Source organism: Sphingomonas koreensis (genome assembly GCF_002797435.1).
Taxonomy (GTDB): domain Bacteria; phylum Pseudomonadota; class Alphaproteobacteria; order Sphingomonadales; family Sphingomonadaceae; genus Sphingomonas; species Sphingomonas koreensis.
This window is the reverse complement of the sequence record NZ_PGEN01000001.1, coordinates 1,826,296-1,850,508: the sequence shown is the minus strand read 5'-3', so window position 1 is coordinate 1,850,508 and position 24,213 is coordinate 1,826,296. Positions and strand designations below refer to the sequence as shown.

Below are 24,213 nucleotides of genomic sequence, written 5' to 3'. Positions count from 1 at the left end.
GCATTGGGGCGCTCAGGCGCCCTCCTGTTCGTCCGCCTCGTAAAAGATCGGATTGCGCATCCATGCGTTGACCGCTGACTCGCGCCAGCCGGCGCAGCGGGTGCTGATCTGCACATTTCGAGGAAAGGTGCCGTTCTGCATCTTTCGATACATCGTCGATCGGCTCAGACCCGTTCGCTCGAGCACGGTCTTGATCCGGAGTATGCGGTCGGGGGCTTCGGTCGTCATGGCATGGTCCTGCATGTTCTGCGTGCTTTTGCGCCCCTTCCGCGAGAGCTGATGGACTTGGCGCTGTGGAACAAGCGGGGCGGGAGCGAGATTCGCTAAGGCGCTTCGAGACGCCTCAAAAAGGTGTCTGGAACTTGGCGTCCCCCGCCTTGCGAGGCCGCGCTCTACTCCGCTGGCGCGCCGCCGAGTCGTCTGTGCGTCTCGGCCCATTCGGGTCACGATCGCTGACGTGAGGGCGGCCAAGGGCCGCTAAGCGGAACGCGGAATCGACTGAGCGTACACCGGCGGACTGCTGCGCAGCCGCTAGGGGCCGCAGCGCCTTTGTTTTCCGCGTGGCACACTCGATCCAACCGGAGGGCGCGGCGGCGGCTGGCGCACAGCTGCGCGCGCACGCCGCCGCGACGGCCGCCCGGCTTCGAGGGTGCTGCTTTGTGGGGCTCCTGGCGGAGCCGGCGCACTGATGCGCAGTGGCTGCGGTCGCCGCGCCAGGCGCGGCGGCGTTGGCCTCCGGCTTCATGTCTGGCGGGGTGGGCGTCGCTGCCCTCTAGTCCAGCCGCGGCGTGCTGCAAGCTGCGCTACGCGCAGCTCCTTCTCTTCGTTGCGGCCCTGCGGGTGCTGCCCGCCTTAGCCGGCGGGACTTCCCGGTTCGCTCCTGCCGCCCACCCCGCCATTCCGGCGCCGGTTGCAGTGGTTTTGAGGAGTAAGGAAAATGGAACTCAAGCACATCGATACCGCCAAGCTGTTCGTCTCGGCTGCCAACATGCGGGCCAAGGGTAAGGCGGACCTGTCGCATATCCTTCCGACCATTCGAGCGCGGGGCGTGATCGTACCGCTGATCGTGCGGCCAGCAGTCGATGAGGACCGGTTCGAGATCGTGGCGGGCAAGCGGCGCTATTATGCGGCGCTGGAGGTCGCAGCTGAGAGCGGCGAGAACGAACCGCTGCCGTGCGCGATTATGGCGGCGGGGGACGACGCGGCGGCACTCGAAGCATCGCTGATCGAGAATGTCGCGCGGCTGGACCCAGACGAGGTGACCTTGTGGGAGGGCTTCACGAGGCTGGTGCGCGAAGGGCGTAGCCCCGAGGACATCGCGCTCACCTTTGGCCTTACCGAGCTGCAGGTGAAGCGCACGCTGGCGCTCGGTAACCTGCTGCCTAGCATCCGGACCCTCTACCGCAAGGGCGAGATCGAGGCGGCGACCGTGCGGCATCTGACCCTCGCGTCCAAGGCGCGGCAGCGCGAGTGGCTGGCATTGCGCGACGATCCGGACGCTTATTGCCCGACCGGCTACAGCCTCAAGGCGTGGCTGTTCGGCGGGTCGTCGATCCCGGTCAGCGCGGCACTGTTCGAGGTCGCGGACTATCAAGGCGAGATCGTCTCCGACCTGTTCGGTGACGAGCGCTACTTTGCGGACAGCGCGACGTTCTGGACCGCGCAGACCGCAGCCGTGGAAGCCAAGGCCGAGAGCTATCGCGAAGCCGGATGGGAAGTCATCGTCCTGCCGACCGGCGAGGCGTTCCAGTGCTGGCAGCATGAGCGCTGTGCCAAACGCAAGGGCGGCAAGGTGTTCATCGCCGTGGGTTCGCGCGGCGATGTCGCGATCCACGAAGGCTATGTCTCTTGCCGGGAAGCGCGCAAGCGGGAGAAGGGCGAGGCGGTGGAGAAACCGATCCGGCCCGAGATCAGCGCACTACTCCAAAACTACATCGACCTGCACAGGCACGCGGCAGTTCGCGCCGACTTGGCAAGCCAGCCCTCGCTGGCGCTGCGCTTGATGGTGGCGCACGCAATTGCCGGTTCCCCGCTATGGAATGTCCGGATTGACGCACGGCGTGCGCAAAATGACGCAATTTCTGAGAGCGTCGAAGCTTGCGCATCCGAGGCCGCGTTCGACGAGAAGCGACGCGCAGTGCTGGCATTGCTCGGGTTCGATCCGGAGACACCGACCGTGACGGGCGGGTACGAGGGCGAGCATGGGGTTGCCGGGCTGTTCGCGCGGCTGATCGAGCTTCCCGACCCGGCTGTGCTCGACGTGCTGGCGATCGTCATGGGCGAGACGCTGGAGGCAGGCAGCGCGTTGATCGAGCTGCTCGGGCCGATGTTCGGCACCGACATGGCGAAGGTCTGGACCGCCGACGATGTGCTGCTCGACCTGATCCGCGACCGCGAGGTGATGCAGCATGTGCTGACCGATGTCGCGGGCGAGCGCGTCGCGAGCGAAAACGACAGCGCCACCGGTAAGGTCAAGCGCGGCATCGTGCGCGACTGCCTCAGCGGTGAGAATGGCCGCGCCAAGGTTGAGGGCTGGGTGCCGGGCTGGATGGCGTTCCCGCCTAGCAGCTACACCGAGCGGGGCGGGGTCGGGACCGTCAGCCGGGCGGCAGCGATTGGCGATCTGGCAGCGTCGCAAAGTCAGCCCGAGCCATTGCGCCGTGCGGCTTGAAGCTTACCCGGCGGCGCGCGAGCGCCGCCGGGTCTCTTGCGCCAAGTCTGTCGCCGGTTAGGAGTATTCCCGATGCGCACTGATCTGGATCATCTGCCCCACGCCAAGCAGCGCGAGTTGCGTGAGGTCGTGCGCATCCTGTTCGAGGAATTCGCGCAGATCACCGCGCGGACGACCGATCCCAAGCGCAAGGCCGCGCGCATCCTCAAGCTCGTGTTGTTCAGCTCCTACGCGCGCGGTGACTGGGTCGATGACCCGGTCGGCGGCTATCATTCCGACTATGACATCCTCGTCGTCGTCAACGACGAGCGGCTGACCGATGTCGTCGAATATTGGGCAGCGGCCGACGACCGGTTGATGCGCGAGGTCACCATCGCCAAATCCCTGAGCGCGCCAGTCAACTTCATCGTTCACACGCTGGCCGACGTGAACAAGCAGCTCGAGCGCGGGCGGCCATTCTTCGTCGATATTCTGCGGCAGGGGATCGCGCTTTACGACGCCGAGGGGTTCCCGTTCGTCGCGCCGCAGAATTTGCCCGAGGATGACGCGCGGGCTGAGGCGCAGGAGAACTACGACTATTGGTTCTCCCAAGCTGAGAGCGCTGCCATGGGCGCTCAGTTCTACATCGAACAAGGGAAAGAGCGTGACGCCGCGTTCCTGCTGCATCAGGCAGCTGAACGGCTCTACCACTGCACGCTACTGGTGCTGTCGCTCTACAGCCCGAAGTCGCACAAGCTGAACTTCCTGCGCTCGCGCGCCGAGGATGTCGCGCCCACGCTGATCGAGGCTTGGCCGCGCGACGACAAGACCACGCGGCGGCGGTTCGAGCTGCTGCGCCAAGCCTATGTGAATGCGCGCTACTCGCCGCACTACAAGATCACCGCCGAGGAGCTAGGCTGGCTCGCTGAGCGCATCACCGTGCTGCGCGATCTTGTGCAGGCTGTTTGTGAGGAACGGCTCGCGCCGCGCGACTGACGCGCGGCGCTCGCACCTAATTCTAAGCCGCCTTGTGCGGCTGCGCTTCCTCGATCGCGCTGGCAATCATCGCCGCCAGCGCTTCCTCGGCTCGCTCGCGCACTAGCGCTTCCTTGGACAGGAGATCCTGCCGGATCCATTGCGGTGCTTTGGCAACGACCGCATGAACAATATCGAGAAGCTCGGTACTCATGCTCGAAGCCTATGCGCCGCCTGGATCAGCGCGGCAATATCACGCCTTCTTGGCGCGCCCGCGCGACGCAGGGGCGTCTGCCGTCGCGGCCTTCGGCTGGCCACCGCGGCCCTTGCTGCCAAGGCCGATCTTCTTCGCCATCTCGCGGCGCTGCGCCGAATAATTCTCGGCGACCATCGGATAATCGGGCTTCAGATTATAACGCGCGCGATACTCTTCGGGTGTCAAGCCGTGTTGCGAAAGATGGCGGCGCAGCATCCGGTACGGCTTGCCGTCGATCAGCGAGATGATGTGATCCTTCGAGCCGAGCGACTTGCGTACCGATACGGCGGGAATGAATTCGCTCGACCGCGCTTCTTCAGCGACTGCTTCGCTCGACGTGCCGCCCGAAAGTTCAGTCAGCGTCGCGTGCATCGTGCGCAGGAACGCCGGGACTTCTTCCGCCGTCACACGATTGTTCTGATTGCCGAGCCAGGCAATCGTCAGTTCAGTGGCAAGCTCCACCGGGTTGAGCGCATTTTCTTCGGACAATGAAGTTCTCCAGCAGCGGGAAGATGGGGAGGGTAGCGGCAAACATCCTTGCCGATCCTTTACATCCATAGTGGATCAATTGTTGCTGTCGACCCGCATCCCTTTGCTCAATTGCTCGCCGCCTCTTCGAACACGAGCTTGCCGCGGCGGCGCCAAGGGATAAGCACCTCCTCGCGCTGTTCGCTGCGCAGCGTCGCAGCGCCCGGGACGAGCAACCCGAAGATCACCGCGCGTCATCGGTAAACTCGACTAGGCCAGCTTTGACCCAGGCGCGCGTGTCATGCCACCGACGTGAGTCAGGCTCACTAGTTTCGCAGGAGCGGCAAGCCAGTCGACTTTGATTGCTGTCTCGTCGCCATCCGGCGCAGCCGATCAGCCTCGGCGGCGAGAGCCTGGGCCTCCGACAAGCTCTCGGCGCTCGCCGCCTGTTCCTCCAGCGCTTCTGGCGTTGTAATCGTCCTGTCCATATCCTCTCTAACTTCGCGGTTCGGACTTGGTTCAATCTACCGCGCGCCGTCGCGAGGACTAGCTCGTGATTACACGCATGCCTTTGTGCCGTTCAGAGCTAAGCGCTCGCTCATATTGCTTAGCGAACTGACGATGAATGTTGGCGACGGCAGGATCCTTTGCAGACTCCGCCTGCGCCAGGCATTCGCGCCGCCGACGTTGAAGATATTCGCGATCATGATCTGACATGGTGAGCCTCCGTCCGTAGCGGCAGCTCTTCAGTTGCTGTCGGTTGACGCCGAGCTAAGTCCCCCGACTTGCGTCAATGCGGGGATGATAGGCTCAAATTCGAACCACGTCACCAATGCACATTAAGAACCGAAGGCGCGCTTGCCGCGTCGGCGCCACAGCGTGAGTGCCTGATCGCGCCGCTCGCTGCGCAATGTCGATGCAGCTGCGACAAGCAACCCGAAGATCACCGCGCGGTCGTCATCAGTCAGCGCGATCAGATCGGCCTTGGCGACGAGCCCTCCAAGTTCGATCAGCTGGCGCGTGCGCGCGCGGCGCTTCACCGCCCAGGCGCGCATGTCATGCCGCGCCCGCGTCAGCTGCATCCGGTTGCGCTCCACCTGCCCGCGTCGCAGCGCCGCGCGCGTTGCCGCGATTGCCGCCACCATCCCCGCGCGTTCCCTGAAAGAACGCGGCGCCGCGCGTGCGCCATGCCTTCTTGGTCGCTGCGTCGCTGGTGCCGGCGGCAGCAAGCAGCGCGCCGGCAAGCTGATCGAGCGGAAGCGTATCGGCGCCACTCGCGATCACCAGTTCGCCGAGCTGCTGAACCTTGCGCGCCTTTAGCTGCTTGGCCTTGGCGTCGAGCGCCTCCAACTCGGCATCATAGTCGCGTGGTTTGCGCATGAACTTGTCCTCCGTTGCGTGATGGGACGGACCAGTTATCGGCACGATCGATCAGCGTAAATCCCTTGAAACGCAGTGGGATTCGTCAGTCCAGAGAAAGATGAATTCTTTCGAGGGCGCGCTTATACGTCGTGCCGACGTGCTGCTTGAAGTGTAGATGGTGTGATCGCGATGGCGATCTACCACTTCTCAGCCAAGATCATCTCCCGCGCCAACGGATCGTCGGCGCTCGCCTCCGCCGCGTATCGTTCGGGGTCGCGGCTCTATGACGAGCGGCTCGATCGCCACCACGACTTCTCGAACAAGGCCGGCGTCGTCCACTCCGAGGTGATGCTGCCGGATAGCACGCCTGAGCACTTCGCCGATCGGGAGAAACTCTGGAACGCCGTCGAGGCGGCCGAGAAACGGATCGACTCGCAGCTGGCACGAGAAGTCGAGTTCGCGATTCCGCGCGAGCTATCCCCAGAAATGGGGATTGACCTCGCGCGCGAGTTTGTTCGGCGCGAGTTCGTCGATCGCGGGATGATCGCCGACCTCAACGTGCATTGGGATATCGGCGCGGATGGGCTGGCGAAGCCGCACGCGCATGTGATGCTGACGCTCCGGGAAGTCGGTGAGGACGGATTCGGCAAGAAGAACCGCGACTGGAATCGTGCCGATCTGTTGGAGAAGTGGCGCGAGCGCTGGGCCGAGCACGTCAACCAGCGGCTCGCCGAACTCGATATCGATGCACGCATCGATCACCGCTCGCTCGAGGCACAGGGGATCGACCTCGAACCGCAGCACAAGATTGGCCCGGCTGCGTCGCGCATGGCGGCGCAGGGGCTCGCATCGGAGCGGCTCGAAGAGCACCACGCCATCGCCCGTGCCAATGGCGAAAAGCTGCTGGCGAACCCGGCGCTAGCGATCGACGCGATCACCCACAATCAGGCGACCTTCACTACTCGCGACCTGGCGATGTTCGTGCACCGCCACAGTGAAGGTAAGGAGCAGTTTGATCGCGTTATGGCGGCGGTCAAAGCCGCGCCCGAGCTGGTTGCGCTTGGCAAGGACAGATGCGGTGAGCAGCGCTTCACCAGCCGTGCAATGATCGAGACCGAGCAGCGGCTCGAGCGCGCGGCGAGCGTAATGGCGAACCGTCATCATCACGCCGTGGCGGATCATCATCGTGACGCCGCGCTGGCGCGCGCCGCGGCGCGGGGGATGATCCTATCATCTGAGCAGCGCTCGGCACTCGAGCATGTCACCGAGACGAAGGGTCTCGGCATCGTCATCGGCTACGCCGGCACCGGCAAGTCGGCGATGCTCGGGGTTGCGCGCGATGCCTGGGAGAGCGCCGGCTACTCGGTTCGGGGCGCCGCGCTGTCCGGCATCGCAGCGGAAAACTTGGAGAGCGGATCCGGCATCGCGTCGCGCACGATCGCGAGCATGGAACATCAATGGGCGCAGGGCCGCGAGCTGCTGACCGATCGGGATGTGCTCGTGATCGATGAGGCTGGCATGATTGGCACGCGCCAGATGGAGCGCGTGATTAGCGGAGCACAGAGGCGCGGCGCCAAGGTCGTGCTGGTTGGCGATCCCGAGCAGCTTCAGGCGATCGAAGCTGGCGCGGCATTCCGTGCCACGGCCGAGCGTCACGGCGGCGTCGAGATCACCCAGATCCGCCGCCAGCGCGAGGACTGGCAGCGCGACGCGACCCGCCAGCTCGCGACCGGTAGAACAGCGGAAGCGATCGCGGCATACGAGGATCGCGGGCGCATTCACGCAGCCGACACGCGCGATCAGGCGAGAGGCGAGCTGATCGAGCGTTGGGATCGAGATCGTCGCGCCTCGCCGGGCTCCACCCGGATCATCCTGACGCATACCAATGACGAGGTCCGTGCGCTCAATATCGCGGCACGCGAGCGGCTGCGTTCAGGCGGTGAACTAGGCGAGGATGTCACGGTTCGCGCCGAGCGCGGTGAGCGGGCGTTCGCGGCCGGTGATCGTGTGATGTTCCTCCGGAACGAGCGCAGCCTTGGCGTGAAGAACGGCACGCTCGGCAAGGTGGAGTCGGTCACCCCGGCGCGAATGGCGGTGACGCTCGACGATGGCCGCGCGGTCGGGTTCGATGTGAAGGACTATGCCAGTATCGATCATGGCTACGCCGCGACGGTGCATAAGGCGCAGGGTGTGACCGTCGACCACGTCCATGTGCTCGCGACGCCCGGGATTGATCGCCATGCCGCCTATGTCGCGCTGTCGCGGCATCGCGACGCGGTTGATGCCTACTATGGACGGGACGATTTCGCCGACCCGGGCAAGCTGGTGCGCGCGCTGTCCCGCGAGCGCGGCAAGGACATGGCCTCGGACTACCAGCGGGTGCCGGAACCGGCGCATGAGCCATCGCCGCCACGCAATCCGTTCGCTGGCTTGAAGCTTGGAGGTGCACCTGCAGCCGAGCCACAGGCGACATCGCTCGACAAGGCCGTCGAACGCTATGCCCGCGCTGCCGCGTACATCCTGCGCATGCGCAACCGCGGCGTGGAAGAGCTTCCGCACCACCGAACCGCCTTTGCCCGGGCAAGCAGGGAGCTCGACGCGATCCGGCCGGATGCGGCGCGCGATCTGCGCAACGCATTCAACGCGGATCACGGGCTCATCGACCAGGCGGCGAACGGCAGAACCGCGGCGGCGATCCGCGCGATGGCGCTGGAAGCGGAGCTGCGGATCGACGGTGCTCGGCGTGCCGACCAGTTCGTCGCCGCCTGGCAGCAGAATGTACGCCGGCTTCATGCTCATGAGCGCAGCGGAGATTATGATGCCGGCGACCGGATCAGGAGCAATCTCGCCGACATGGCCAAGAGCCTGCACCGCGATCCGCAGCTCGAGTCGCTGTTGCGGAATCGGGTGAAAGACCTCGGAATCGGCAAGGTCAGCGGGTCATCGATTTCCCATGAGCTCCTGAATAGTCCCGGCCTCTCGCGCGGGCGCGGATTGAGCCGTTAGGGTCACCCCATGACCGAAGAACCTGCCCAAACCGCCCCCGCAGACGATCCCGCCGTTGCGTTCGAGGAACTGCGCAGAGCCGTTAGCCTCACGCGCGCTGCGATTGAGGGTCTGACCGCCGCGCGCGAGCGCATTCCCGATTATAGCGACACGCTCGGCGAGATGCTCGCAGTGCAAAAGGATGCCGACGACCGATTGAGCCGGATCGAGCGCAGCCCTGCCATCAACCTGTCACCAGCCGCGATGGCCGCCGAGATCGTCAAAGCCAGCGAGGCTGCGCGTGCGGCGGATCGCACGCAGCTGCACGAAGTCCGTGACGAGATGCTCCGGGCCATTGGTCGGATCGACACGATTGTGCAGGGCGGTGACAAACCAGGCCACTGGAGCGCCGGTGATTTGCTGAGCGCGGCGGTGTAAAAGCCGGCCATTGGATAAGGTTGCTCCTTTTGGAGCGGCCAGGGATGTTTGCCGTGGAGGTCTACGCAGCGGTTCGTCGTTTTGTGTTCGTGGAAGGGAACAGCCAACGGGAAGCGGCGAAAGTGTTCGGCCTGAGCCGTGAAACGATTTCGAAGATGTGCCGGTTTTCGCTGCCGCCGGGCTACACGCGCACGAAGCCCGTGGCGAAGCCGAAGCTGGGATCGTTGTTGCCGGTGATCGACCGGATCCTGGCGGAAGACCGGACGGCGCCGATGAAGCAGCGGCACACGGCCAAGCGGATTTTCGAGCGCCTGCGCGACGAGCATGGCTACGGTGGCGGCTACACGGTGGTGAAGGATTATGTCCGGCAATGCCGGGCGCGCGGCCGCGAGACGTTCGTACCGCTGGCGCATCCACCGGGCCACGCGCAGGTGGATTTTGGCGAGGCGGTGGGCGTGATCGGCGGCGTCCGGCAGAAGGTGCATTTCTTCTGCATGGACCTGCCACAATCGGACGCCTGCTTCGTGAAGGCCTATCCGGCGGAGACGACCGAGGCGTTTCTCGACGGGCACGTGTCGGCGTTCGCTTTCTTCGGCGCTGTGCCGCGCTCGATCCTGTACGATAATACCACGATCGCGGTCGCGAAGATTTGCGGCGACGGTAAGCGCGAGCGCACCCGTGCGTTTACCGGTCTGGTCAGCCATTACCTGTTCACGGATCGCTTCGGTCGCCCCGGCAAGGGCAACGACAAGGGGAAAGTCGAAGGGCTGGTGAAGCACGCCCGAACGCACTTCATGGTGCCGATCCCGCACGCGGCGAGCTACGATGCCTTCAATGCCGAACTGGAACGCCGCTGCCGCGCCCGGCAGGAAGAGCGGGCTGGGCGGCACAGCCAGACGATCGGCGAACGGCTCGTGGCCGATCTCGCGGCAATGTGTCCTGTGCCGGTCGGGACGTTCGAGCCGTGTGAAACCAGGGCTGCGCGCGTCTCCTCGACCGCGCTGGTGCGCTACCGGACCAACGACTACTCGGTTCCGACCCGCTACGGCTTCCAGGACGTGGTGGTGAAGGGCTTCGTCGATCAGGTCGTCATCTTGTGCGGCGGCGAGGAGATCGCCCGCCATCCGCGCTGCTATGGCGAAGCCATGTTCGTGGCGAACCCACTGCATTACCTGGCGCTGATCGAGAGCAAGCCTGGAGCCCTTGACCAGGCCGCCGCACTTCAGGGCTGGGATCTGCCCGAGGTGTTCCAGCATCTGCGCCATCTTCTGGAGGCGCGGATGGGCAACAAGGGCAAGCGCGAGTTCATCCAGGTGCTGCGCCTTCTGGAAGCGCTCCCGATGGAGGTGGTCACCTTCGCGGTGAACGAGGCGATCCATATCGGTGCGATCGGCTTCGATGCGATCAAGCAGATCGCGCTTGCGCGCATCGAGCGTCGGCCTGCCCGGCTCGATCTAACCGCCTATCCGCACCTGCCCAGGATGGAGGTGAAGACGACGCGCGCCGCCGACTACGCCGCTCTCCTGCCGGAGCTGGCGGCATGAGCCGGGCGGCGGACGACAAGATGCCGCCCGGTACGACGGCGGGCACGCCGCAGGTTCTGCTGGCGCATCACCTCAAGCAGCTCAAGCTGCCCACGGTCCTGCGCGAGTATGAGAAGCTGGCCCGGGAATGTGCGCGCGATGGCGTTGATCACACCCGCTACCTGCTGCGTCTCATCGAACTGGAGCTGATCGACCGGGAGCGCCGCACGGTCGAGCGCCGGATCCGTGCTGCCCGGTTCCCGGCGGTGAAGAGCCTCGATACCTTCGACTTCACGGCCATCCCCAGCCTCAACAAGATGCTCGTGCTGGAACTGGCACGCTGCGAGTACATCTTGCGCCGGGAAAACATCATCGCGCTTGGCAACAGTGGCACGGGCAAAACGCACGCCGCGCTCGCCCTGGGACTGGCCGCCTGCCAGAAGGGCTTCACGGTCGCGTTCACCACCGCCGCAGCGCTGGTGAACCAGTTGCTGGAAGCCCGCGACGAAAAGCGGCTGCTCAAGATGCAACGCGAGCTTGCCGCCGTGAAGCTGCTGATCGTCGATGAACTGGGCTACGTTCCGCTCTCCCCCACGGGCGCGGAACTGTTGTTCGAGACCTTCTCACAGCGTTACGAGCGCGGATCGACCATCGTCACCTCCAACCTGCCGTTCGAGGACTGGACGCAGGTCCTCGGGTCCGAGCGGCTCACCGGAGCGCTGCTCGACAGGCTCACTCACCACGTCAGCATCCTGACCATGAACGGCGACAGCTACCGCCTGAAGCAATCCGCCCACCGTCGCCGCGCTGCCAGGGCGGAGCAAAACCAGGCCACCCCCGCCGACTGACCCGCCGCAAAACGGCAAATATGCAAAGGGCCCCGATCGGGGCCCTTTGCATATAGTCCGCGTTCATCCTCAATGGCCTGCTTTTACTCCGCCATGCTGGCCTGAAATCCGACCGCCGTTGACAGTTCGTGCCTATACCCCGGGGGTCTTTGCCGCGTTGCCGCGCATCGTCGAGCGTTGCGGCGCGCGCGCCGGCGGCGGGTCGATTACCGCGATCATGACCGTGCTCAGCGAGACCGATGATGTCGATGACCCGATCGTAGAGACGATGAAGTCGCTGCTCGACGGGCATATCGTCCTGTCACGAACGCTGGCGGAGCGCGGCCAGTTTCCAGCCATCGATATCACCCGTAGCATCAGCCGGCTGGCGGACCGGTTCATGACTGTAGAGCATCGCGCCGCTGCCCGTCGTGCGATCACAGCGCTCGGAACCTATGACGAAGCGCGGATTCTGATCGAGAGCGGCATGTACAAGAGTGGCGCAAGCCGCGAGATCGACCAGGCGATCGCGGCGCGCGATCATCTGAGCGCCTATCTTCGGCAAGGGCGTGACGAGCATGTCGGGCTTGAAGAGACGATCGCTGGCCTGCGAGCGGCGATGGGCAGGGTCTAGCATGACAAAGCGGAGCGATCTTGCCGATCTCAAGCGGCTTGCCGCACTTTGCGAAGCACGGGAGCGGCTTGCCTGGCAGGAAGAGGCGGCGGCGCATCGAGCGGCAGAAGCGGCGACGCACCGGCGTGTTCAGGACGAGGAAGCGGTCGATGAAGCGCAGCAACGCTGGCAGCGGAATATCGAATCCACCGACTTTGGGCCTGAGCTTGCCGGCGCCCTGGGAGAAAGGCTGATCGAGCGCGTTGCGGCGCTTGAGATATCCATCCATGGGGAGGCGGAAGGGCAACGTATGCTTGCCGCATGTGAAGCTACGAGGCGCGATGCTGGCGCGCGTTTGCGGCAGGTCCGCGAGGTAGCTTCGGCATGTCGCCACAAGCTGTACCGCCAGCGCGATGGGCGGGAGCTCGCAACGGTCGAGGACCGGCTGGCCAATCGATGGACGCAGGCATGATCGATCCGCCTTCAACCACCGCAAACGTCCCCGGAGCCCGGCCTTCGCGTAGCGAACAGCAGCGCGAGCCTGATGTGGTCGCGTTCGAACAGTGGCTCGCACCGAGCGCAGGTTCGCCACAGCTCCCGGCCGTGCCCGACGGATCGCCGCTACCCGAAAATGCCTATGCGATTCCCGGGGATGCGAAGGTCTTCAACGAAGATGGTTTCTTCGGCGCGGTGCAAACGGCGTACGATCGCGAGCCCGAGATCGGCGGCCCGGTGCCGACGGCCGTTGCGCAAGGGGGCGGCCTTGACGATCCTGCAGCGCGCTTCTCAGTATTTGAATCCGACGGGTCGGTGCGGCGGGGGGGCGGGATCTTGCCGGTGGATGCCAGCGCGCCCGTTACGCGGAAAGCGGCGCCTGCCGCGCCGGCTGGGCCGCGCATCAGGAACGCCGGGGAACCTGAGCAAGCGATCGCGTCTTCGGTTGAGCCTCAGGTCGAGCCGCCGGAAATCGCGGAAGCTGAAATTGCCCCGCCGGAACAGCCCTATGGAGCGCCTGTCCGCGTTGCGCGCGCGCTCTCGGCCTTGCACGTCGCAATCCGCGATGTCGAGCGCGGGCTGCAGGTCATCGTTGCGGTGGACGCGATGAGCCGCGAGGACCGGGAAAGGCTGGCCGACCAGATCTCGGCACTCCTCTCCCGCCACGGGCTGACGCCGCGCGACGTGCAGATCGCCGGGACGGTAAGCTTCCGAAGCGCAGGAAAGAAGTAAGATGCAAGTTGGTGCCATCGACCCTCAGACGCAGCAGCCGAGCGCCAACGCGAACCAGGCTGCTACAAATGCGTTCGGCCTCAGCTTTGATGCGCTGCTCAAGATTATCCTGACCCAGCTGACCTATCAGGATCCGCTGAAGCCGATGGACAATTTCGAGTTCGTCTCGCAGCTCGCCCAGTTCTCGCAAATCCAGCAAGCGCAGACGATGAATGATCGTCTCGAGGCCCTGGTTTCTGCCCAGGCGACGAACCAGGCGACCGGGTTGCTCGGCCGCGAAGTCGATGTGCCGGCAGGGAATGCCACGCTTTCCGGCAAGGTTACCGCCGTGTCCTTCCAGAACGGAGCCCCGACCGTGACGATCCAGACCAGCGATGGACGGACGCTCAGCGGGCTCGCCATTGGCAGCATCACCCAGGTGAGGGAGAAGAAGTAGATGTTCGGCGCAATCTATGTGGGGTTGAGCGGGCTCAACGCCTATTCGAACGGGCTCAAGCAGGTCAGCAACAACGTCACCAACCTCAACACCTCCGGGTTCAAGGGGCAGACGGTTACGTTTGAGAACTATGCTGGCCGCGGCGACCAGGGCGGACTTTCCTTCTCGCTCGAGGGGCAGGGAAGCGGCGGCGGCGTCGGCAACGGCAGGACGCAGATCGACCTGCGCCAGGGGGAACTGCGCCAGACCGATCGCGATCTCGACCTGACCGTTGATGGAAGCGGTTTCCTCGTGCTCTTCGACGGCAGCGAGATGCTCTATACGACCACCGGCAGCTTCAGCGTCGACAAGGAGGGTTTCATCGTCCTGTCCGGCACCAATTATCGCCTGGCGACGCTCGATGCTGCCAATCAGCCGGTCGCACTCTCGATCGACGTGTCGCGCACCAACCCGCCAAAGATAACGACCACCGTCAAGTTTGCGAACAACCTCTCCGCCGACGCAAGCCTGGACCTGCCGTACGCTGTCAGTAACATCAAGGTGCATGACGCGACCGGAAAGACGCATGTCTGGAAGGCGCAGTTCCAGCGGCAAAGCGCCGGGACATGGTCGGTGACGGTCACCAACGGCACGGCCACGGTCGCCACGACGACGCTCAAGTTCATCAACGGCGCCATCGATCCGGCCACGGCGCGGCTCGATATCGTTGATGCGACGTCCGGTCTTACGGTTGCGTTCGATTTCTCGATCGGCGTGAGCTCATTTGCGGGCGGCAATGTCTCCACGCTGAGCGCGGCTTCGGTGGATGGCTATCCCGCCGGCGCGTTGACGTCTGTCGGCGTCAACGTCCAAGGGCAGATCGAACTTGGCTACTCGAATGAGCAGAAGGTGCAGCTTGGCGCGGTCGCGATCGCTGACTTTCGCGATCCGCAGATCCTGGAGCAGCGCGGTGCGGGTCTCTTTGGCAAGACCGGCAGCGGAGCGGTCGAGTTCATGGCGAGCGCCGACCCGCGTGTCGGTCAGGTCATCGGACGTCGGCTTGAGGCATCGAACGTCGATCTGTCGCGGCAGTTCGGCGATCTCATCCTGATCCAGCGCGGTTTCCAGGCGTCGTCGCAGATCGTGAGCGTTTCCAATGACATGATCCAGCAGCTCTTCGGTATCCGCGGGCAGGGATGACGGACGCCACACTTTGGCTGCCGCCCGGCACAAGCTTTGGGCGGCTCGATCGGCGTATCGCGCAGGTCGTTCACGGATGGTCGCGCGTATGGTTTGGCGGCGACGCCGACATCGTGCCTGGCGGAACGCAGCGCGAGGCGGTCTGGAGCAAGGCAAGGCCGCAGCAATGCGGGCGAGGTGGCTGGCTGCTCGTACCCGATGAGGCGACGCGGACGCTGGGCAGGCTTGCCTTGCATCTTGAGCCCGGCGCTCAGGAGACCGAGGCAGACCGCGCCACGTTGGATAGCGTCGGCGCCGATTGCCTCAAGGCGCTCGGTGAGGCGCTCCTGGCGGATCTGGAAATTGAAAGCGTGAAGCCCGAGGAGGTGAACCTCGCTGCGCCTGTCGCCGGAGCAATCTGGAAGATCGAATATGCAAGATCGGCCCTGCGCCTGGGCTTTCTGCTGCAGGAGGCCGAACGCGCTGCGCTGCTGCTGCGGCTCATGCCGCCCGCCGAGCGCAGGCCGCCGGTCGTTGCGCCGGACGTCGCGCTCGCACCGCTTGAAGTCGCGCTGACGGCGAGCCTCGGGACCTGCGGAGTGACGCTGGCGGAGCTCAGGTCGCTTTCAACGGGCGATGTGCTCGTGCTCGATCGCGATCTGTCGGCGACCTCCCCGCTCGCCATCGATGGCAGCAGAGCGTCTTCGGGCAGCTGCGCAATTGCTCGGGAAGCCGACCGTCTTCTCCTCGAAATCGCCGAACCGATTATTGGAAGAAACTCGTGACAAAAACCGTATCGTCCAGCGTATCAAATGACCGTCCCACGCGGGTAAGCGCAAAGATCATCGAGAATGTCAGCGTCGAACTCGAGGCACTGCTCGGCACAGCGCGGCTTACTGTGGCCGACCTCTCGGCGCTGCAGCCAGGCGACGCGGTGCCGTTGACGACGGCACTCAACGAGGTGGTCGAGTTGCGTTTGGGAGGCGCGGTCGTCGCCAGGGGCGAACTGGTCGCAGTCGACGAGAAATTCGGTGTCCGGCTGACCGAGATCGGGCAATGGCCCGAATGAAGCCGCGCTATGGCGCCGCGGTGCTTGTGGCGTCGGCGCTCTGGTCCGGGCAGGCCCTTGCCGGCACCGCGCGACTTGGGGGCGGTGGCGGTCTTGATCTGTCGCTGACCCGTATCGTACTTTCACTGCTGTTGTGCCTGGGCATTGCGATATCGGTCATCGTGGTGATCAAGCGCAATGGCGGCCGGGTGAACTCGAGTGCATTGCGCGGCCTGCTGGCGAAGGGCCTCCCCGCCGATCAGCGCATCCGCGTGATCGAAGCCCGCAGGATCAGCGCGCATGCGGACCTTTGCCTCGTCCGATGCGACGATGTCGAATATGTCATCCTTTGCTCAGCGCAACAGCAACAGCTGCTGCGCGAGCAGCCCGCGGTTCGAAAGACCGACGCGTGAGGCGCTCCTTAGCAATGGCGTTCGCAGGCACGCTGCTGGTCGCCGTTCCCGCTGCGGCCGCCCCGCCGGGCGCCGGTATCGGGACCGATGCGGTGCGCACCATGCTGGTCCTCACCATGTTGGCGGTGCTCCCGGCGATCGTCGTCAGCATGACCAGCTTCATACGGATCGTCATCGTGCTCTCGATGGTTCGCCATGCGTTCGGCATGCCCGAGACCCCGCCCAACCCGGTGCTGGTCGCGCTGGCGTTGTTTCTGACAGCCTTCACCATGTCCCCGACGCTGGACGCGCTCAACAGCCGGGCGCTGCAGCCGCTGATGGCCGGCTCGATCACGGTCGAGCAGGCGATAGAGCGGGGCAGTGTGCCGCTTCGCGACTTCATGCTCGCTCAAACCCGTGATGAGGATATCGAGGCGATCTATACGATTGCCAAGGCGCCGCTCCCCGCGCGGCCCGAAGAGGTCGAGCTTCTCAAGCTTGCGCCGGCTTTCATTCTCAACGAATTGCGGGTTGCCTTCACGATCGGCTTCGTGATCCTCCTTCCGTTTCTTCTGATCGATCTTGTGGTAGCCAGCATTCTGCTCGCGCTTGGTATGATGATGGTGCCGCCGGCCACGATCGCGCTGCCGATCAAGATCCTGATGTTCGTGCTGATTGACGGTTGGGGCCTGATCCTTCGCGGGGTGCTCGGCAGTTTCCGATGAAGCGTCGACGTGCCACCGGCCTTGCACTTGTTGAGGTGCCGCCTCGGGTCGAGGCCTCGCTCTGGCGGCGGCTGCGCTTCGAAGCCGAACCTGGTTGCCGTGAGACGATCTTCATGCGCTATCGTGCGCTCGCCCGCTCGATTGCGCGGCAGAACCGCGGCCGGGCAGTCAACGGAGCGGATGCGGGTGACATCGAGCATTTCGCCTATGAAGGACTGCTACAGGCGATCGACCGCTACGATCCCCTGCGGGGCGTAGCGTTCGGTGCCTTTGCGAGGCGCAGGATCGCCGGAAGCATCGCTGATGGCACGGCCCGGCAAAGCGACGTTGCGGCACAATCGCGGCAGCACGGCCGGGCCCGGCGCGAACGGCTTCAGCTGCTCGGTAGCGAGGCCGCCGCCGAGTCGGACGCGCTGCGTGCCCTGTCTGCGCTCGTTTCGGGGCTTGCGATCGGGCTGATCCTTGAGGAGACGGGGCTGGTCGCCCCCGATGGCGGCGCGGATTTTCGCCCGAGCGCCTATGAATCGCTCGCGATGCGTGAGTTTCAGGCGGTACTTCGCGAGGCGATCGCCCGATTGCCGCATCGCGAGGCGATGATCATTCGCCTCCACTATGAGGACGGTGTTAGCTTCACGCATATTGCCGAGCTGCTTCACCTGTCCAAGGGCCGGGTTTCCCAGCTTCACGGGGCCGCATTGGCCAGGCTCAAGCAACGCATGAGGAATACGACATGACCGGAAATTGCTCCGATGCCGAAATGGAAACGCTGATGCTTGCTTTGGCAGAAGGGGCGGACGATGCGTTCGCTCAGCTCGAGGCGCTGGTGCTGCGCTATCCCGCCGATGCCCGGCTGCATTTTCTTCGGGGGTCGCTGCTGATCGGGGCCGGCCGTGCGATTGAGGCGCACGCGGCCCTGAGCGAGGCCGTGATTCTTGCGCCAGACTATGCGCTTGCACGCTTCCAGCTCGGTTTCTTCGAGCTGACCTCGGGGGAGCCGGCGCGTGCGCTGCGCACCTGGGAGCCGCTGGATGCACAGCTCCCGCCCGATCATTATCTCATCCTGTTCGCCGGTGGATTGCGAAATCTCATCGAAGACCGCTTCGAGGCAGCGATTGCGAACCTTGAAGCCGGTGTCGTTGCAAATGCGGAAAACCTCCCGCTAAACGGCGATATGCAGCTGATCATTGCCGAATGCCGCAAGCAGCTTGGTGCGGAGGAAACGACGGACGAAGCTTCGGCGACCTCCCTGCTGCTCGACCAGTTCGCCTCGCGCGGGACGATGCACTAGGAGCGAGCGGTGACCCGTATCGGTAATGTCGATCAGATTCTGCTTCTCCTGCGCGAGCAATTGCAGCGCGCCGGTGAGGCGCGCGTACGCGCCCGTCGCTCTCAGACGGAGGCAAATGGTGCTGAGTCGCGACCGCTTGACCGCGCGCGTACGCTCGCATCGCTGGACGCGATCGACCCCGAGGAGCGCCGTCGCTTGATCGTGCGAACACTCCTGCTGGAGGAGTTTGGCGAGAAGGCCGGGACTGACCCGGCTTTTGCTTCCCTGGTGGATCGCGTGCTGGCGACGGTGCGCGACATTCCCGAAGGGGGCGAACTGATCGATCGCGCGGTCCGGCAGTTGGGCGAAGGGGGCTAGCCCAGTCGCGCCCCGAGCCGGGCGAACGACTGGGCTAGGGTGCGGCCGCTTGCATCGAGCGGAGTTGCCAGCGCGGTTTCGAAGATATGCCGCGACCTTTCGGTATCGCCGGACCCTGCGGCCAGCAGCATCTCGGCAAGCGCTGCCGAAAAACTGGCGCGGTCGAGGCGCCTGGCGATTACGATGCGCCGGCGTGCGCCGTCGAGATCGCCTTCAAGCACGTCGAGCGCGGCGAGGGAGCCGTGCGATTCCGCAAAGCTGTCATCCAGGCCAAGCGCATGCTCGAACCGCGATCGGGCCATTGCGGTGTCGCCGGCGGTGAAATGCGCCCAGCCGGCTGCGATCCATGAGCCGAGATGCGTTCCGAACAGCGCGGCCCCCCGATCGAGTTCGGCGGCGGCGCCCCCATGATCGGCGTCGATCAGGCGCGAGAGGCCATGGCCGATCAGGGCGCGAGGCGATTGGGGGTCGCGTTCAAGCGCTTGCGCGAACAGCGCGCGCGCGGTGGCGCTGTCCTCGCTTTCCAATGCAAGGGTCCCGAGCGTGGTGAGCGCCTCCGGATGGTCCCCCGCCTTTGACGCGCAGCGCGCGGCGAGCGCGGTGTCCTCGACGTCGATCGCCAGCGTCGCCACTGCGGCATTGAGGCCGCGATGATCCGGATGAAGCGACAGCAGCGCATGTGCGCGCTCTTCGGCACGGTCGAACTCGCCGAGTTCATGCCGCAAGCGGATCTCCAGTTCGGCCGCCTGGGGCAGCGCCTGCGCGGTCGCTTCGTCGAGAACGGCCAGAGCCTGCTCGGCGTGCTTTTCCATGGCAAGAGACCAGGCAAGATTGAAGCGGATCGCCGGCGCCGTCTCGCCCGTATCGAACATGCCCTGATACAGCGCTGCGGCGCCGGCCCAGTCCTGCCGGCCCATCGCGACCAACCCATTGAGATAGGCGGCACGCGGCGCGTCGATCGGACCGTGCGCCAGCAGCGCCTGCGCTTCATCCAGCCTCTCTTCGGCGATGGCCGCCTCGACCGTATCGGCGGCGAGGTTCGCGTTCTGCGGATCCTGCTTGAGGAATGAGTTCAGTCGATCGAAGGGGCTCATTGAAAGTCCGTCGGTTGCTTGCATGGGTTATCCTTCCAGACGGACGACGTCGAATGACTTGAGGTTGATTCGCATCGGAATTTCGCTGACCGAGAGGATCGATAACTTGGGGATGCTGCGACGGGTCAGCGATCGCAAGTGGCGTCGCGATTCGCCGCCGCACAGCAGCACGGGCGTGCGGCCCTGACGGAACATCTCTTCCGAAAGCGGCGCGAGCTTGCGAATGATCTGCTCGGCAAGCTTGGGCTCGACCGCGATGCCGGCGCGGCCGCCATTTGCGTTGATGCTGGTCGCGATCTGGTTCTCGACGCGCGGATCGAGGCTCAGCACCGCAAGATCGTTGTGCCGCCCGCGCAGCTGGTTGCAGATCGCGTAGCTCATGCGCTGGCGGATCAGCTCGGTCAGCTCGGCCGGGTCCTTCTGCGTCCGCGCCAGGTCGACGAGATGCTCGACAATCAGGTCGATGTTCGCGATCGAAATGCCTTCGCCGACAAGGTTCTGAAGAACCCGCTGTACATCGGAAATGGTGAGCGTGTTGGGAAGCAGCTCCTCGACCATCCCCGGCTGGCGGGAACGGACGCCATCGAGCAGCGCGGCGACCGCGGGACGCGTCACCAGCGTGCTCGCCTCGGTCCGGACGATGTCGGTGAAATGCGTCATCAGCACGGTAACGGGATCGACGATCGTATGGCCGCCTGCGCGTGCTGCTTCCGCGTCAGCGGCCGTGATCCAGGTTGCCGGAAGTCCGAACGCGGGATCCTGTGCCTTGATGCCGTCAAGGCCGTCACGGCTTTCCTGGCTGATGATGGCGAGCACGCGATCGGGATGGATCTCGGCGGCACCATAGCGTGACCCGAACAGGCGCACCTCATACTCGTCGCTGCCCAGGCCATCGCCTTCGAGCAGCTGGACCGCCGGAAGCGGCATGCCGAACTCCTGCTCGTGGCCGCGCCGCACGCCGGCGATCCGTTCGAGGATCAGCGGCTCCTGCTCGCGCCACGCTTCGCGCAAGGCCGCGCCCAGCCGGATTTCAAGAGGAGCGATCACTGGCAAGCTCGCAGCATTGTCCGCCAGCGCTGTATCGTCAGCAGCCACACCTGCCCCCCGGCGCCGGCGTCCGCGCCACCAGACCCCGAACGCAACCAGCGCGATAAGCGCGATCGGCCATTTCGGCATGCCGGGCAGCAGCAGCAAAGCGAGCAGCACCGCTGCGACGATCAGCGGAATACGCGGCTCGGACGAGAGCTGGCGGAACACCTCGGTGCTGAGCTTGTTGTCGGCGGCCGAGCGGGTGACGATGATGCCGGTGGCAATCGAGATGATGAGCGCGGGGAGCTGCGTGGCGATGCCGTCGCCGATCGTCAGCAGGGTGAAGCGGTGCAGCGCCTCGCCCCATTCCATGCCCATCTGGGTAACGCCGACGATCCACCCGGCAATGATGTTGATCAGCAGAATGATGATGCCCGCGATCGCATCGCCCTTCACGAACTTGGACGCACCGTCCATCGCGCCATAGAAGCTCGCTTCCTTCTCCAGCTCTTCGCGACGGCGTATCGCTTCCTTCTGATCGATCAGGCCCATATTGAGGTCGGCGTCGATGCTCATCTGCTGACCCGGCATCGAATCGAGCGTGAAGCGCGCGGCGACCTCCGACACACGCTGCGCGCCGCTGGTCACCACAACATATTGCACCACGACCAGGATCGCGAAGACAACGAGCCCGATCACGAAATTGCCCTGTACGGCGAACTCGCCGATCGATCCGATCACCTCGCCCGCATCCGCTCCGGTCAGGATCAGGCGCGTCGCCGCGACATTGAGCGACAGGCGATAGAGCGTCGCTACCAGCAACAGCGACGGGAAGGTCGAGAAGTCGACCGGCTTCGCCACATAGAAGGTGAGCAGCATGATCGAGAGGCCGAGGCCGAAATTCAGGATGATCGCTAGATCGAGCAACGCGGGCGGGATCGGCGCGAACAGGATCACGAGGATCGCGATCGTGGCGCCGACCAGCACCAGATCCTTGTTGTTGTCGTAGAAGCGCTGGAACATCACTCGCCCGGGCTTTGAGGATGGGAAGCGGCCTCGCGCCGCAGCTGGATATAGAGTTCGGCGACCGCCTCATAGTTCTCGGGCGGGATTTCATGGCCTGAGGTTGCGTGACGGTAGAGCGCGCGCGCCAGCTCGGGGCGGCGTAGCACCGGAATACCGAGCCGTGCGGCTTCGGCCTTGAGCGCGAGGGCCAGGCGGTTGCGGCCCTTGGCCGAGACGGTCGGTGCCGTCATCACGTCGGCATCGTAGCGCAGCGCCACCGCGAAATGCTCTGGATTGACGATCAGCATGTCCGAGCCGGGGAGGTTGCCGGCACCCTGACTCTGGCTGGCATATTCCTTGTGGAGCTGCTTGCGCTTCTGGCGGATTCTCGGATCGCCCTCGCGCTCCTTGTGCTCGCGCGTTACCTCGCGATGGCTCATGCGCATCTGCTTGGTGAATTCGCCGCGCACCAGGATCTGGTCGAAGATCGCGAAGCCTATGGCAATTGCTATGAACACCAGTGCTAGCCGCATTCCTGCCGCTGCCAGAACCCCGGCCAGCCGTTCGGCCTCGCTCGAGGCGATTGCATAGCGCTCGATCGCCTCGGCGACGATCAGCCAGAGCGCGGCGCTATAGACCGCAGCCTTGAGCAGGGTCTTGAGCGTCTCCTTGAGCAGCCGCGTCGAGAAGAGGCGTTTCAGCCCCTGTGCGGGGTTGAGCCGGGTGAAATCGGGCTTGAGCGGATGCGTGCTGAAGATGAAGCCGCGCAACTGAATGAGCTCGAGCAGGAGCACCACCGCCATTACTGTGCCGCCGAGCAGCAGCAGCGGCTGAAGCATCGTCCAGTAGGTCATGCCGATCAGTTCGCGCGCCTGTTCGGGGTCCGCCGCGCGGTCGATCCCGGCGGCGAAGGTGAGCCGCATCATCTCCGCGATGCGCGCTGCGAAGCTGCCGCCGGCAACGGTGATGAAGGCTGCGAGCGCGATCAGGCTGCCGAGGAAGCCGAGCTCGACGCTGCGCGCCACCATGCCGCGTTCGCGGGCGCGGCGCAGCTTGTAGGGCGTGGGCGCTTCGCTGCGGTCCTGATCCTGCTGTTCGCCCGCCATCTAGAGCACCTGCGGCGTCGTTTCGAGCGCGAGGCGCAGCAGCCGAACGAACAAAGCGCCCGAAAGCGGCAGGGCGAGCGGGAGTACCGCCAGCGTCGCGATCGCCTTCACCTGGAAACCGAGCAGCAGCACGTTCATCTGTGGCATCGTCCGCGACAGGAAGGCGATCGCGAGATCGAGCAGGAACAGCACCAGCAGCACCAGTCCGGAAAGGCCGATCGCGAGCAGGAACACCGCCCCCATATAATCGATCAGCACACCCGGATCGGCCCCTGCGGTCGCCGCAGCGCCCAGCGGTACGCGATCGACCGACGCGGCCCAGATCGCCAGCAGATCGGCCGGTCCACCGATCGCGAAGAAGATTGCCGCACCGAGATAGGCGAAGACGGTGCCGACCAGCGGCATCGACGCCCGCGTGGTGGGGTCGACCAGCACGGCGAGCCCGAAGCCGGCCTGGATGTCGATCGTCCGGCCGGCCACGAGCAGCGCGGCGAAGGCGAGCTGAAGCGCCAGCGCCAGGGAGATGCCGAGCAGCAGCTCGTTCGCGACTACCACCGGCAGGCCTGCGTTCCAGAAGTCCGACTGCCAGGTCGCGGCGGGATTGCCGGCGACCAGCCATGCGGCGAGGCTGATCGAAAGCATCAGGCGGATGCTGGCCGGGACGCGCAGCAGGGTGAAGGGCTGGGCGAAGGCGAGGGTAGGGGCTATGCGCAGGCTGACGAGCAGCGTGGCGACGATCTGATCGGCGAAATCCCCCATGACGCCGGTTCAGACGGCGAGCGAGGGGATGGACAGGTAGAGCGCGCGGGCGAAGTCGGTGACGCGCGAGATCATCCACGGCCCGAGCAGGATCAGCAGCAGCGCGGCGGTGAGCAGCTTGGGCACATAGCTCAGCGTCACTTCCTGAAGCTGGGTCGCGACCTGGACCACGCTGACGGCTAGCCCGATCAGCAGGGTCGCGATCAGGATCGGCCCGCCGACGACCATACAGTTCCACAACATGTCGTTGAGCAGATTAAGCGCGCGGTCCGCTTCCACGCTTGTCCCCCGATGACGCAAGTCAACAAACGAATCCCCTGATTCGCCCCGGATCATCCTAAAATGGGACAGGGGCGGGGCAAGGGAAATCGGCGGCCGGAGCTCGGAAAGTCCCAAAAGTCATAATGCTATGCGTGCGCGGGGTGATCTGTCGCATAGTGCATTTACCGTCTGAGCGAAGCGGACGGTCCTAGCGACAGGCCCTATTTGATG

The 24,213-nt window shown here is 64.9% G+C and carries 28 protein-coding genes; 18 read left to right on the top strand and 10 right to left on the bottom strand.

Annotation, left to right across the window (positions count from 1 at the left end; all coding sequences use genetic code 11):
* Positions 1-12: 12 nt before the first annotated feature.
* A complete protein-coding gene (locus BDW16_RS08615; protein ID WP_066582037.1) occupies positions 13-228 on the bottom strand; it encodes a helix-turn-helix transcriptional regulator in 216 nt (71 codons plus the stop codon).
* 709 nt (positions 229-937) lie between these two features.
* On the opposite strand from BDW16_RS08615, the gene BDW16_RS08610 reads away from it, so the two are divergent.
* A complete protein-coding gene (locus BDW16_RS08610; RefSeq protein WP_066582035.1) occupies positions 938-2,671 on the top strand; it encodes a ParB/RepB/Spo0J family partition protein in 1,734 nt (577 codons plus the stop codon).
* A gap of 72 nt (positions 2,672-2,743) precedes the next feature.
* Entirely contained in the window at positions 2,744-3,646 is a 903-nt protein-coding gene (locus BDW16_RS08605) for a HEPN domain-containing protein (protein WP_066582032.1), read from the top strand.
* Positions 3,647-3,668: 22 nt separating this feature from the next.
* Here the strand turns inward: BDW16_RS08605 and BDW16_RS21475 are convergent, their stop codons facing one another.
* The 4 genes from BDW16_RS21475 to BDW16_RS08590 form a co-directional block, all read right to left on the bottom strand.
* Positions 3,669-3,839 carry a hypothetical protein gene (locus tag BDW16_RS21475; RefSeq protein WP_164519435.1) on the bottom strand — a complete coding sequence of 57 codons (171 nt, stop codon included), beginning with the start codon at positions 3,837-3,839 and terminating at the stop codon, positions 3,669-3,671.
* A gap of 39 nt (positions 3,840-3,878) precedes the next feature.
* On the bottom strand, positions 3,879-4,370 hold the full coding sequence (locus BDW16_RS08600; protein ID WP_066582030.1) for a Ros/MucR family transcriptional regulator: 492 nt from the start codon (positions 4,368-4,370) through the stop codon (positions 3,879-3,881).
* Positions 4,371-5,188: 818 nt separating this feature from the next.
* Positions 5,189-5,431, bottom strand: coding sequence for a conjugal transfer protein TraD (locus BDW16_RS08595; RefSeq protein WP_307696076.1), 243 nt, complete (start codon positions 5,429-5,431; stop codon positions 5,189-5,191).
* Positions 5,406-5,729, bottom strand: a complete 324-nt coding sequence (locus BDW16_RS08590; protein WP_066582027.1) for a conjugal transfer protein TraD — start codon at positions 5,727-5,729, stop codon at positions 5,406-5,408. The genes BDW16_RS08595 and BDW16_RS08590 overlap by 26 nt, the downstream gene beginning before the upstream one ends.
* Positions 5,730-5,900: 171 nt before the next feature.
* Between BDW16_RS08590 and traA the strand changes: the two genes are divergently transcribed.
* The 16 genes from traA (at position 5,901) to BDW16_RS08515 (ending at position 18,728) form a co-directional block, all read left to right on the top strand.
* Positions 5,901-8,717 carry a Ti-type conjugative transfer relaxase TraA gene (traA, locus tag BDW16_RS08585; protein WP_066582041.1) on the top strand — a complete coding sequence of 939 codons (2,817 nt, stop codon included), beginning with the start codon at positions 5,901-5,903 and terminating at the stop codon, positions 8,715-8,717.
* Positions 8,718-8,726: 9 nt separating this feature from the next.
* Positions 8,727-9,134: a hypothetical protein gene (locus BDW16_RS08580; protein ID WP_100362732.1), complete on the top strand. Its 408-nt coding sequence runs from the start codon at positions 8,727-8,729 to the stop codon at positions 9,132-9,134.
* 44 nt (positions 9,135-9,178) lie between these two features.
* Entirely contained in the window at positions 9,179-10,678 is a 1,500-nt protein-coding gene (gene istA, locus BDW16_RS08575; protein ID WP_066582067.1) for an IS21 family transposase, read from the top strand.
* Positions 10,675-11,505 (top strand): IS21-like element helper ATPase IstB, encoded by an 831-nt coding sequence (gene istB, locus BDW16_RS08570; protein WP_174532086.1) that lies wholly within the window; start codon positions 10,675-10,677, stop codon positions 11,503-11,505. The genes istA and istB overlap by 4 nt, the downstream gene beginning before the upstream one ends.
* Before the next feature lie 118 nt (positions 11,506-11,623).
* Entirely contained in the window at positions 11,624-12,118 is a 495-nt protein-coding gene (locus BDW16_RS08565; protein WP_241230563.1) for a hypothetical protein, read from the top strand.
* Between the two features lies 1 nt (position 12,119).
* A complete protein-coding gene (locus BDW16_RS08560; RefSeq protein ID WP_066581985.1) occupies positions 12,120-12,569 on the top strand; it encodes a hypothetical protein in 450 nt (149 codons plus the stop codon).
* Positions 12,566-13,324 carry a hypothetical protein gene (locus BDW16_RS08555; RefSeq protein WP_125958845.1) on the top strand — a complete coding sequence of 253 codons (759 nt, stop codon included), beginning with the start codon at positions 12,566-12,568 and terminating at the stop codon, positions 13,322-13,324. Before BDW16_RS08560 ends, BDW16_RS08555 begins: the two co-directional genes overlap by 4 nt.
* Position 13,325: 1 nt before the next feature.
* Positions 13,326-13,760 carry a flagellar hook assembly protein FlgD gene (locus BDW16_RS08550; RefSeq protein WP_066581992.1) on the top strand — a complete coding sequence of 145 codons (435 nt, stop codon included), beginning with the start codon at positions 13,326-13,328 and terminating at the stop codon, positions 13,758-13,760.
* On the top strand, positions 13,761-14,939 hold the full coding sequence (locus BDW16_RS08545) for a flagellar hook-basal body complex protein (protein WP_066581993.1): 1,179 nt from the start codon (positions 13,761-13,763) through the stop codon (positions 14,937-14,939).
* Complete coding sequence (locus BDW16_RS20980; protein ID WP_066581994.1) at positions 14,936-15,703, top strand: FliM/FliN family flagellar motor switch protein; 768 nt, start codon at positions 14,936-14,938, stop codon at positions 15,701-15,703. The genes BDW16_RS08545 and BDW16_RS20980 overlap by 4 nt, the downstream gene beginning before the upstream one ends.
* On the top strand, positions 15,700-15,987 hold the full coding sequence (locus BDW16_RS21290) for a FliM/FliN family flagellar motor switch protein (protein WP_066581995.1): 288 nt from the start codon (positions 15,700-15,702) through the stop codon (positions 15,985-15,987). The genes BDW16_RS20980 and BDW16_RS21290 overlap by 4 nt, the downstream gene beginning before the upstream one ends.
* Before the next feature lie 26 nt (positions 15,988-16,013).
* Positions 16,014-16,379 carry a hypothetical protein gene (locus tag BDW16_RS21470; RefSeq protein WP_125958846.1) on the top strand — a complete coding sequence of 122 codons (366 nt, stop codon included), beginning with the start codon at positions 16,014-16,016 and terminating at the stop codon, positions 16,377-16,379.
* Between the two features lie 14 nt (positions 16,380-16,393).
* On the top strand, positions 16,394-17,083 hold the full coding sequence (fliP, locus tag BDW16_RS08530; protein ID WP_083954493.1) for a flagellar type III secretion system pore protein FliP: 690 nt from the start codon (positions 16,394-16,396) through the stop codon (positions 17,081-17,083).
* Complete coding sequence (locus BDW16_RS08525) at positions 17,080-17,817, top strand: sigma-70 family RNA polymerase sigma factor (RefSeq protein WP_066581999.1); 738 nt, start codon at positions 17,080-17,082, stop codon at positions 17,815-17,817. Before fliP ends, BDW16_RS08525 begins: the two co-directional genes overlap by 4 nt.
* Positions 17,814-18,371, top strand: coding sequence for a tetratricopeptide repeat protein (locus tag BDW16_RS08520; protein WP_066582002.1), 558 nt, complete (start codon positions 17,814-17,816; stop codon positions 18,369-18,371). The genes BDW16_RS08525 and BDW16_RS08520 overlap by 4 nt, the downstream gene beginning before the upstream one ends.
* 9 nt (positions 18,372-18,380) lie before the next feature.
* Positions 18,381-18,728 carry a hypothetical protein gene (locus tag BDW16_RS08515; protein WP_066582004.1) on the top strand — a complete coding sequence of 116 codons (348 nt, stop codon included), beginning with the start codon at positions 18,381-18,383 and terminating at the stop codon, positions 18,726-18,728.
* Here BDW16_RS08515 and BDW16_RS08510 read toward each other — a convergent pair.
* The 5 genes from BDW16_RS08510 to BDW16_RS08490 are packed head-to-tail and all read right to left on the bottom strand — an operon-like array spanning position 18,725 to position 24,000.
* Positions 18,725-19,822 (bottom strand): tetratricopeptide repeat protein, encoded by a 1,098-nt coding sequence (locus tag BDW16_RS08510; protein ID WP_066582007.1) that lies wholly within the window; start codon positions 19,820-19,822, stop codon positions 18,725-18,727. The two genes, BDW16_RS08515 and BDW16_RS08510, sit on opposite strands and share 4 nt — an antisense overlap.
* A 27-nt stretch (positions 19,823-19,849) precedes the next feature.
* Positions 19,850-21,874 (bottom strand): flagellar biosynthesis protein FlhA, encoded by a 2,025-nt coding sequence (locus BDW16_RS08505; RefSeq protein WP_066582012.1) that lies wholly within the window; start codon positions 21,872-21,874, stop codon positions 19,850-19,852.
* Positions 21,874-22,962, bottom strand: coding sequence for an EscU/YscU/HrcU family type III secretion system export apparatus switch protein (locus BDW16_RS08500; protein ID WP_066582014.1), 1,089 nt, complete (start codon positions 22,960-22,962; stop codon positions 21,874-21,876). Before BDW16_RS08500 ends, BDW16_RS08505 begins: the two co-directional genes overlap by 1 nt.
* On the bottom strand, positions 22,963-23,721 hold the full coding sequence (locus tag BDW16_RS08495) for a flagellar biosynthetic protein FliR (RefSeq protein ID WP_066582016.1): 759 nt from the start codon (positions 23,719-23,721) through the stop codon (positions 22,963-22,965).
* A 9-nt stretch (positions 23,722-23,730) separates the two neighbouring features.
* Positions 23,731-24,000: a flagellar biosynthetic protein FliQ gene (locus BDW16_RS08490; protein WP_083954495.1), complete on the bottom strand. Its 270-nt coding sequence runs from the start codon at positions 23,998-24,000 to the stop codon at positions 23,731-23,733.
* Positions 24,001-24,213: the final 213 nt, after the last annotated feature.

Bases quoted from the DNA above. Each gene is read 5' to 3' on its own strand.
- BDW16_RS08495 (WP_066582016.1), bottom strand. From the start codon at position 23,721: ATGGGGGATTTCGCCGATCAGATCGTCGCCACGCTGCTCGTCAGCCTG.
- traA (WP_066582041.1), top strand. From the start codon at position 5,901: ATGGCGATCTACCACTTCTCAGCCAAGATCATCTCCCGCGCCAACGGA.
- istA (WP_066582067.1), top strand. From the start codon at position 9,179: ATGTTTGCCGTGGAGGTCTACGCAGCGGTTCGTCGTTTTGTGTTCGTG.
- BDW16_RS08525 (WP_066581999.1), top strand. From the start codon at position 17,080: ATGAAGCGTCGACGTGCCACCGGCCTTGCACTTGTTGAGGTGCCGCCT.
- fliP (WP_083954493.1), top strand. From the start codon at position 16,394: ATGGCGTTCGCAGGCACGCTGCTGGTCGCCGTTCCCGCTGCGGCCGCC.
- BDW16_RS08560 (WP_066581985.1), top strand. From the start codon at position 12,120: ATGACAAAGCGGAGCGATCTTGCCGATCTCAAGCGGCTTGCCGCACTT.
- BDW16_RS08510 (WP_066582007.1), bottom strand. From the start codon at position 19,822: ATGAGCCCCTTCGATCGACTGAACTCATTCCTCAAGCAGGATCCGCAG.
- BDW16_RS08615 (WP_066582037.1), bottom strand. From the start codon at position 228: ATGACGACCGAAGCCCCCGACCGCATACTCCGGATCAAGACCGTGCTC.
- BDW16_RS08520 (WP_066582002.1), top strand. From the start codon at position 17,814: ATGACCGGAAATTGCTCCGATGCCGAAATGGAAACGCTGATGCTTGCT.
- BDW16_RS08550 (WP_066581992.1), top strand. From the start codon at position 13,326: ATGCAAGTTGGTGCCATCGACCCTCAGACGCAGCAGCCGAGCGCCAAC.
- istB (WP_174532086.1), top strand. From the start codon at position 10,675: ATGAGCCGGGCGGCGGACGACAAGATGCCGCCCGGTACGACGGCGGGC.
- BDW16_RS08545 (WP_066581993.1), top strand. From the start codon at position 13,761: ATGTTCGGCGCAATCTATGTGGGGTTGAGCGGGCTCAACGCCTATTCG.
- BDW16_RS08590 (WP_066582027.1), bottom strand. From the start codon at position 5,729: ATGCGCAAACCACGCGACTATGATGCCGAGTTGGAGGCGCTCGACGCC.
- BDW16_RS08610 (WP_066582035.1), top strand. From the start codon at position 938: ATGGAACTCAAGCACATCGATACCGCCAAGCTGTTCGTCTCGGCTGCC.
- BDW16_RS08580 (WP_100362732.1), top strand. From the start codon at position 8,727: ATGACCGAAGAACCTGCCCAAACCGCCCCCGCAGACGATCCCGCCGTT.
- BDW16_RS08605 (WP_066582032.1), top strand. From the start codon at position 2,744: ATGCGCACTGATCTGGATCATCTGCCCCACGCCAAGCAGCGCGAGTTG.
- BDW16_RS08500 (WP_066582014.1), bottom strand. From the start codon at position 22,962: ATGGCGGGCGAACAGCAGGATCAGGACCGCAGCGAAGCGCCCACGCCC.
- BDW16_RS08555 (WP_125958845.1), top strand. From the start codon at position 12,566: ATGATCGATCCGCCTTCAACCACCGCAAACGTCCCCGGAGCCCGGCCT.
- BDW16_RS08595 (WP_307696076.1), bottom strand. From the start codon at position 5,431: ATGCAGCTGACGCGGGCGCGGCATGACATGCGCGCCTGGGCGGTGAAG.
- BDW16_RS21475 (WP_164519435.1), bottom strand. From the start codon at position 3,839: ATGAGTACCGAGCTTCTCGATATTGTTCATGCGGTCGTTGCCAAAGCA.
- BDW16_RS08505 (WP_066582012.1), bottom strand. From the start codon at position 21,874: ATGTTCCAGCGCTTCTACGACAACAACAAGGATCTGGTGCTGGTCGGC.
- BDW16_RS20980 (WP_066581994.1), top strand. From the start codon at position 14,936: ATGACGGACGCCACACTTTGGCTGCCGCCCGGCACAAGCTTTGGGCGG.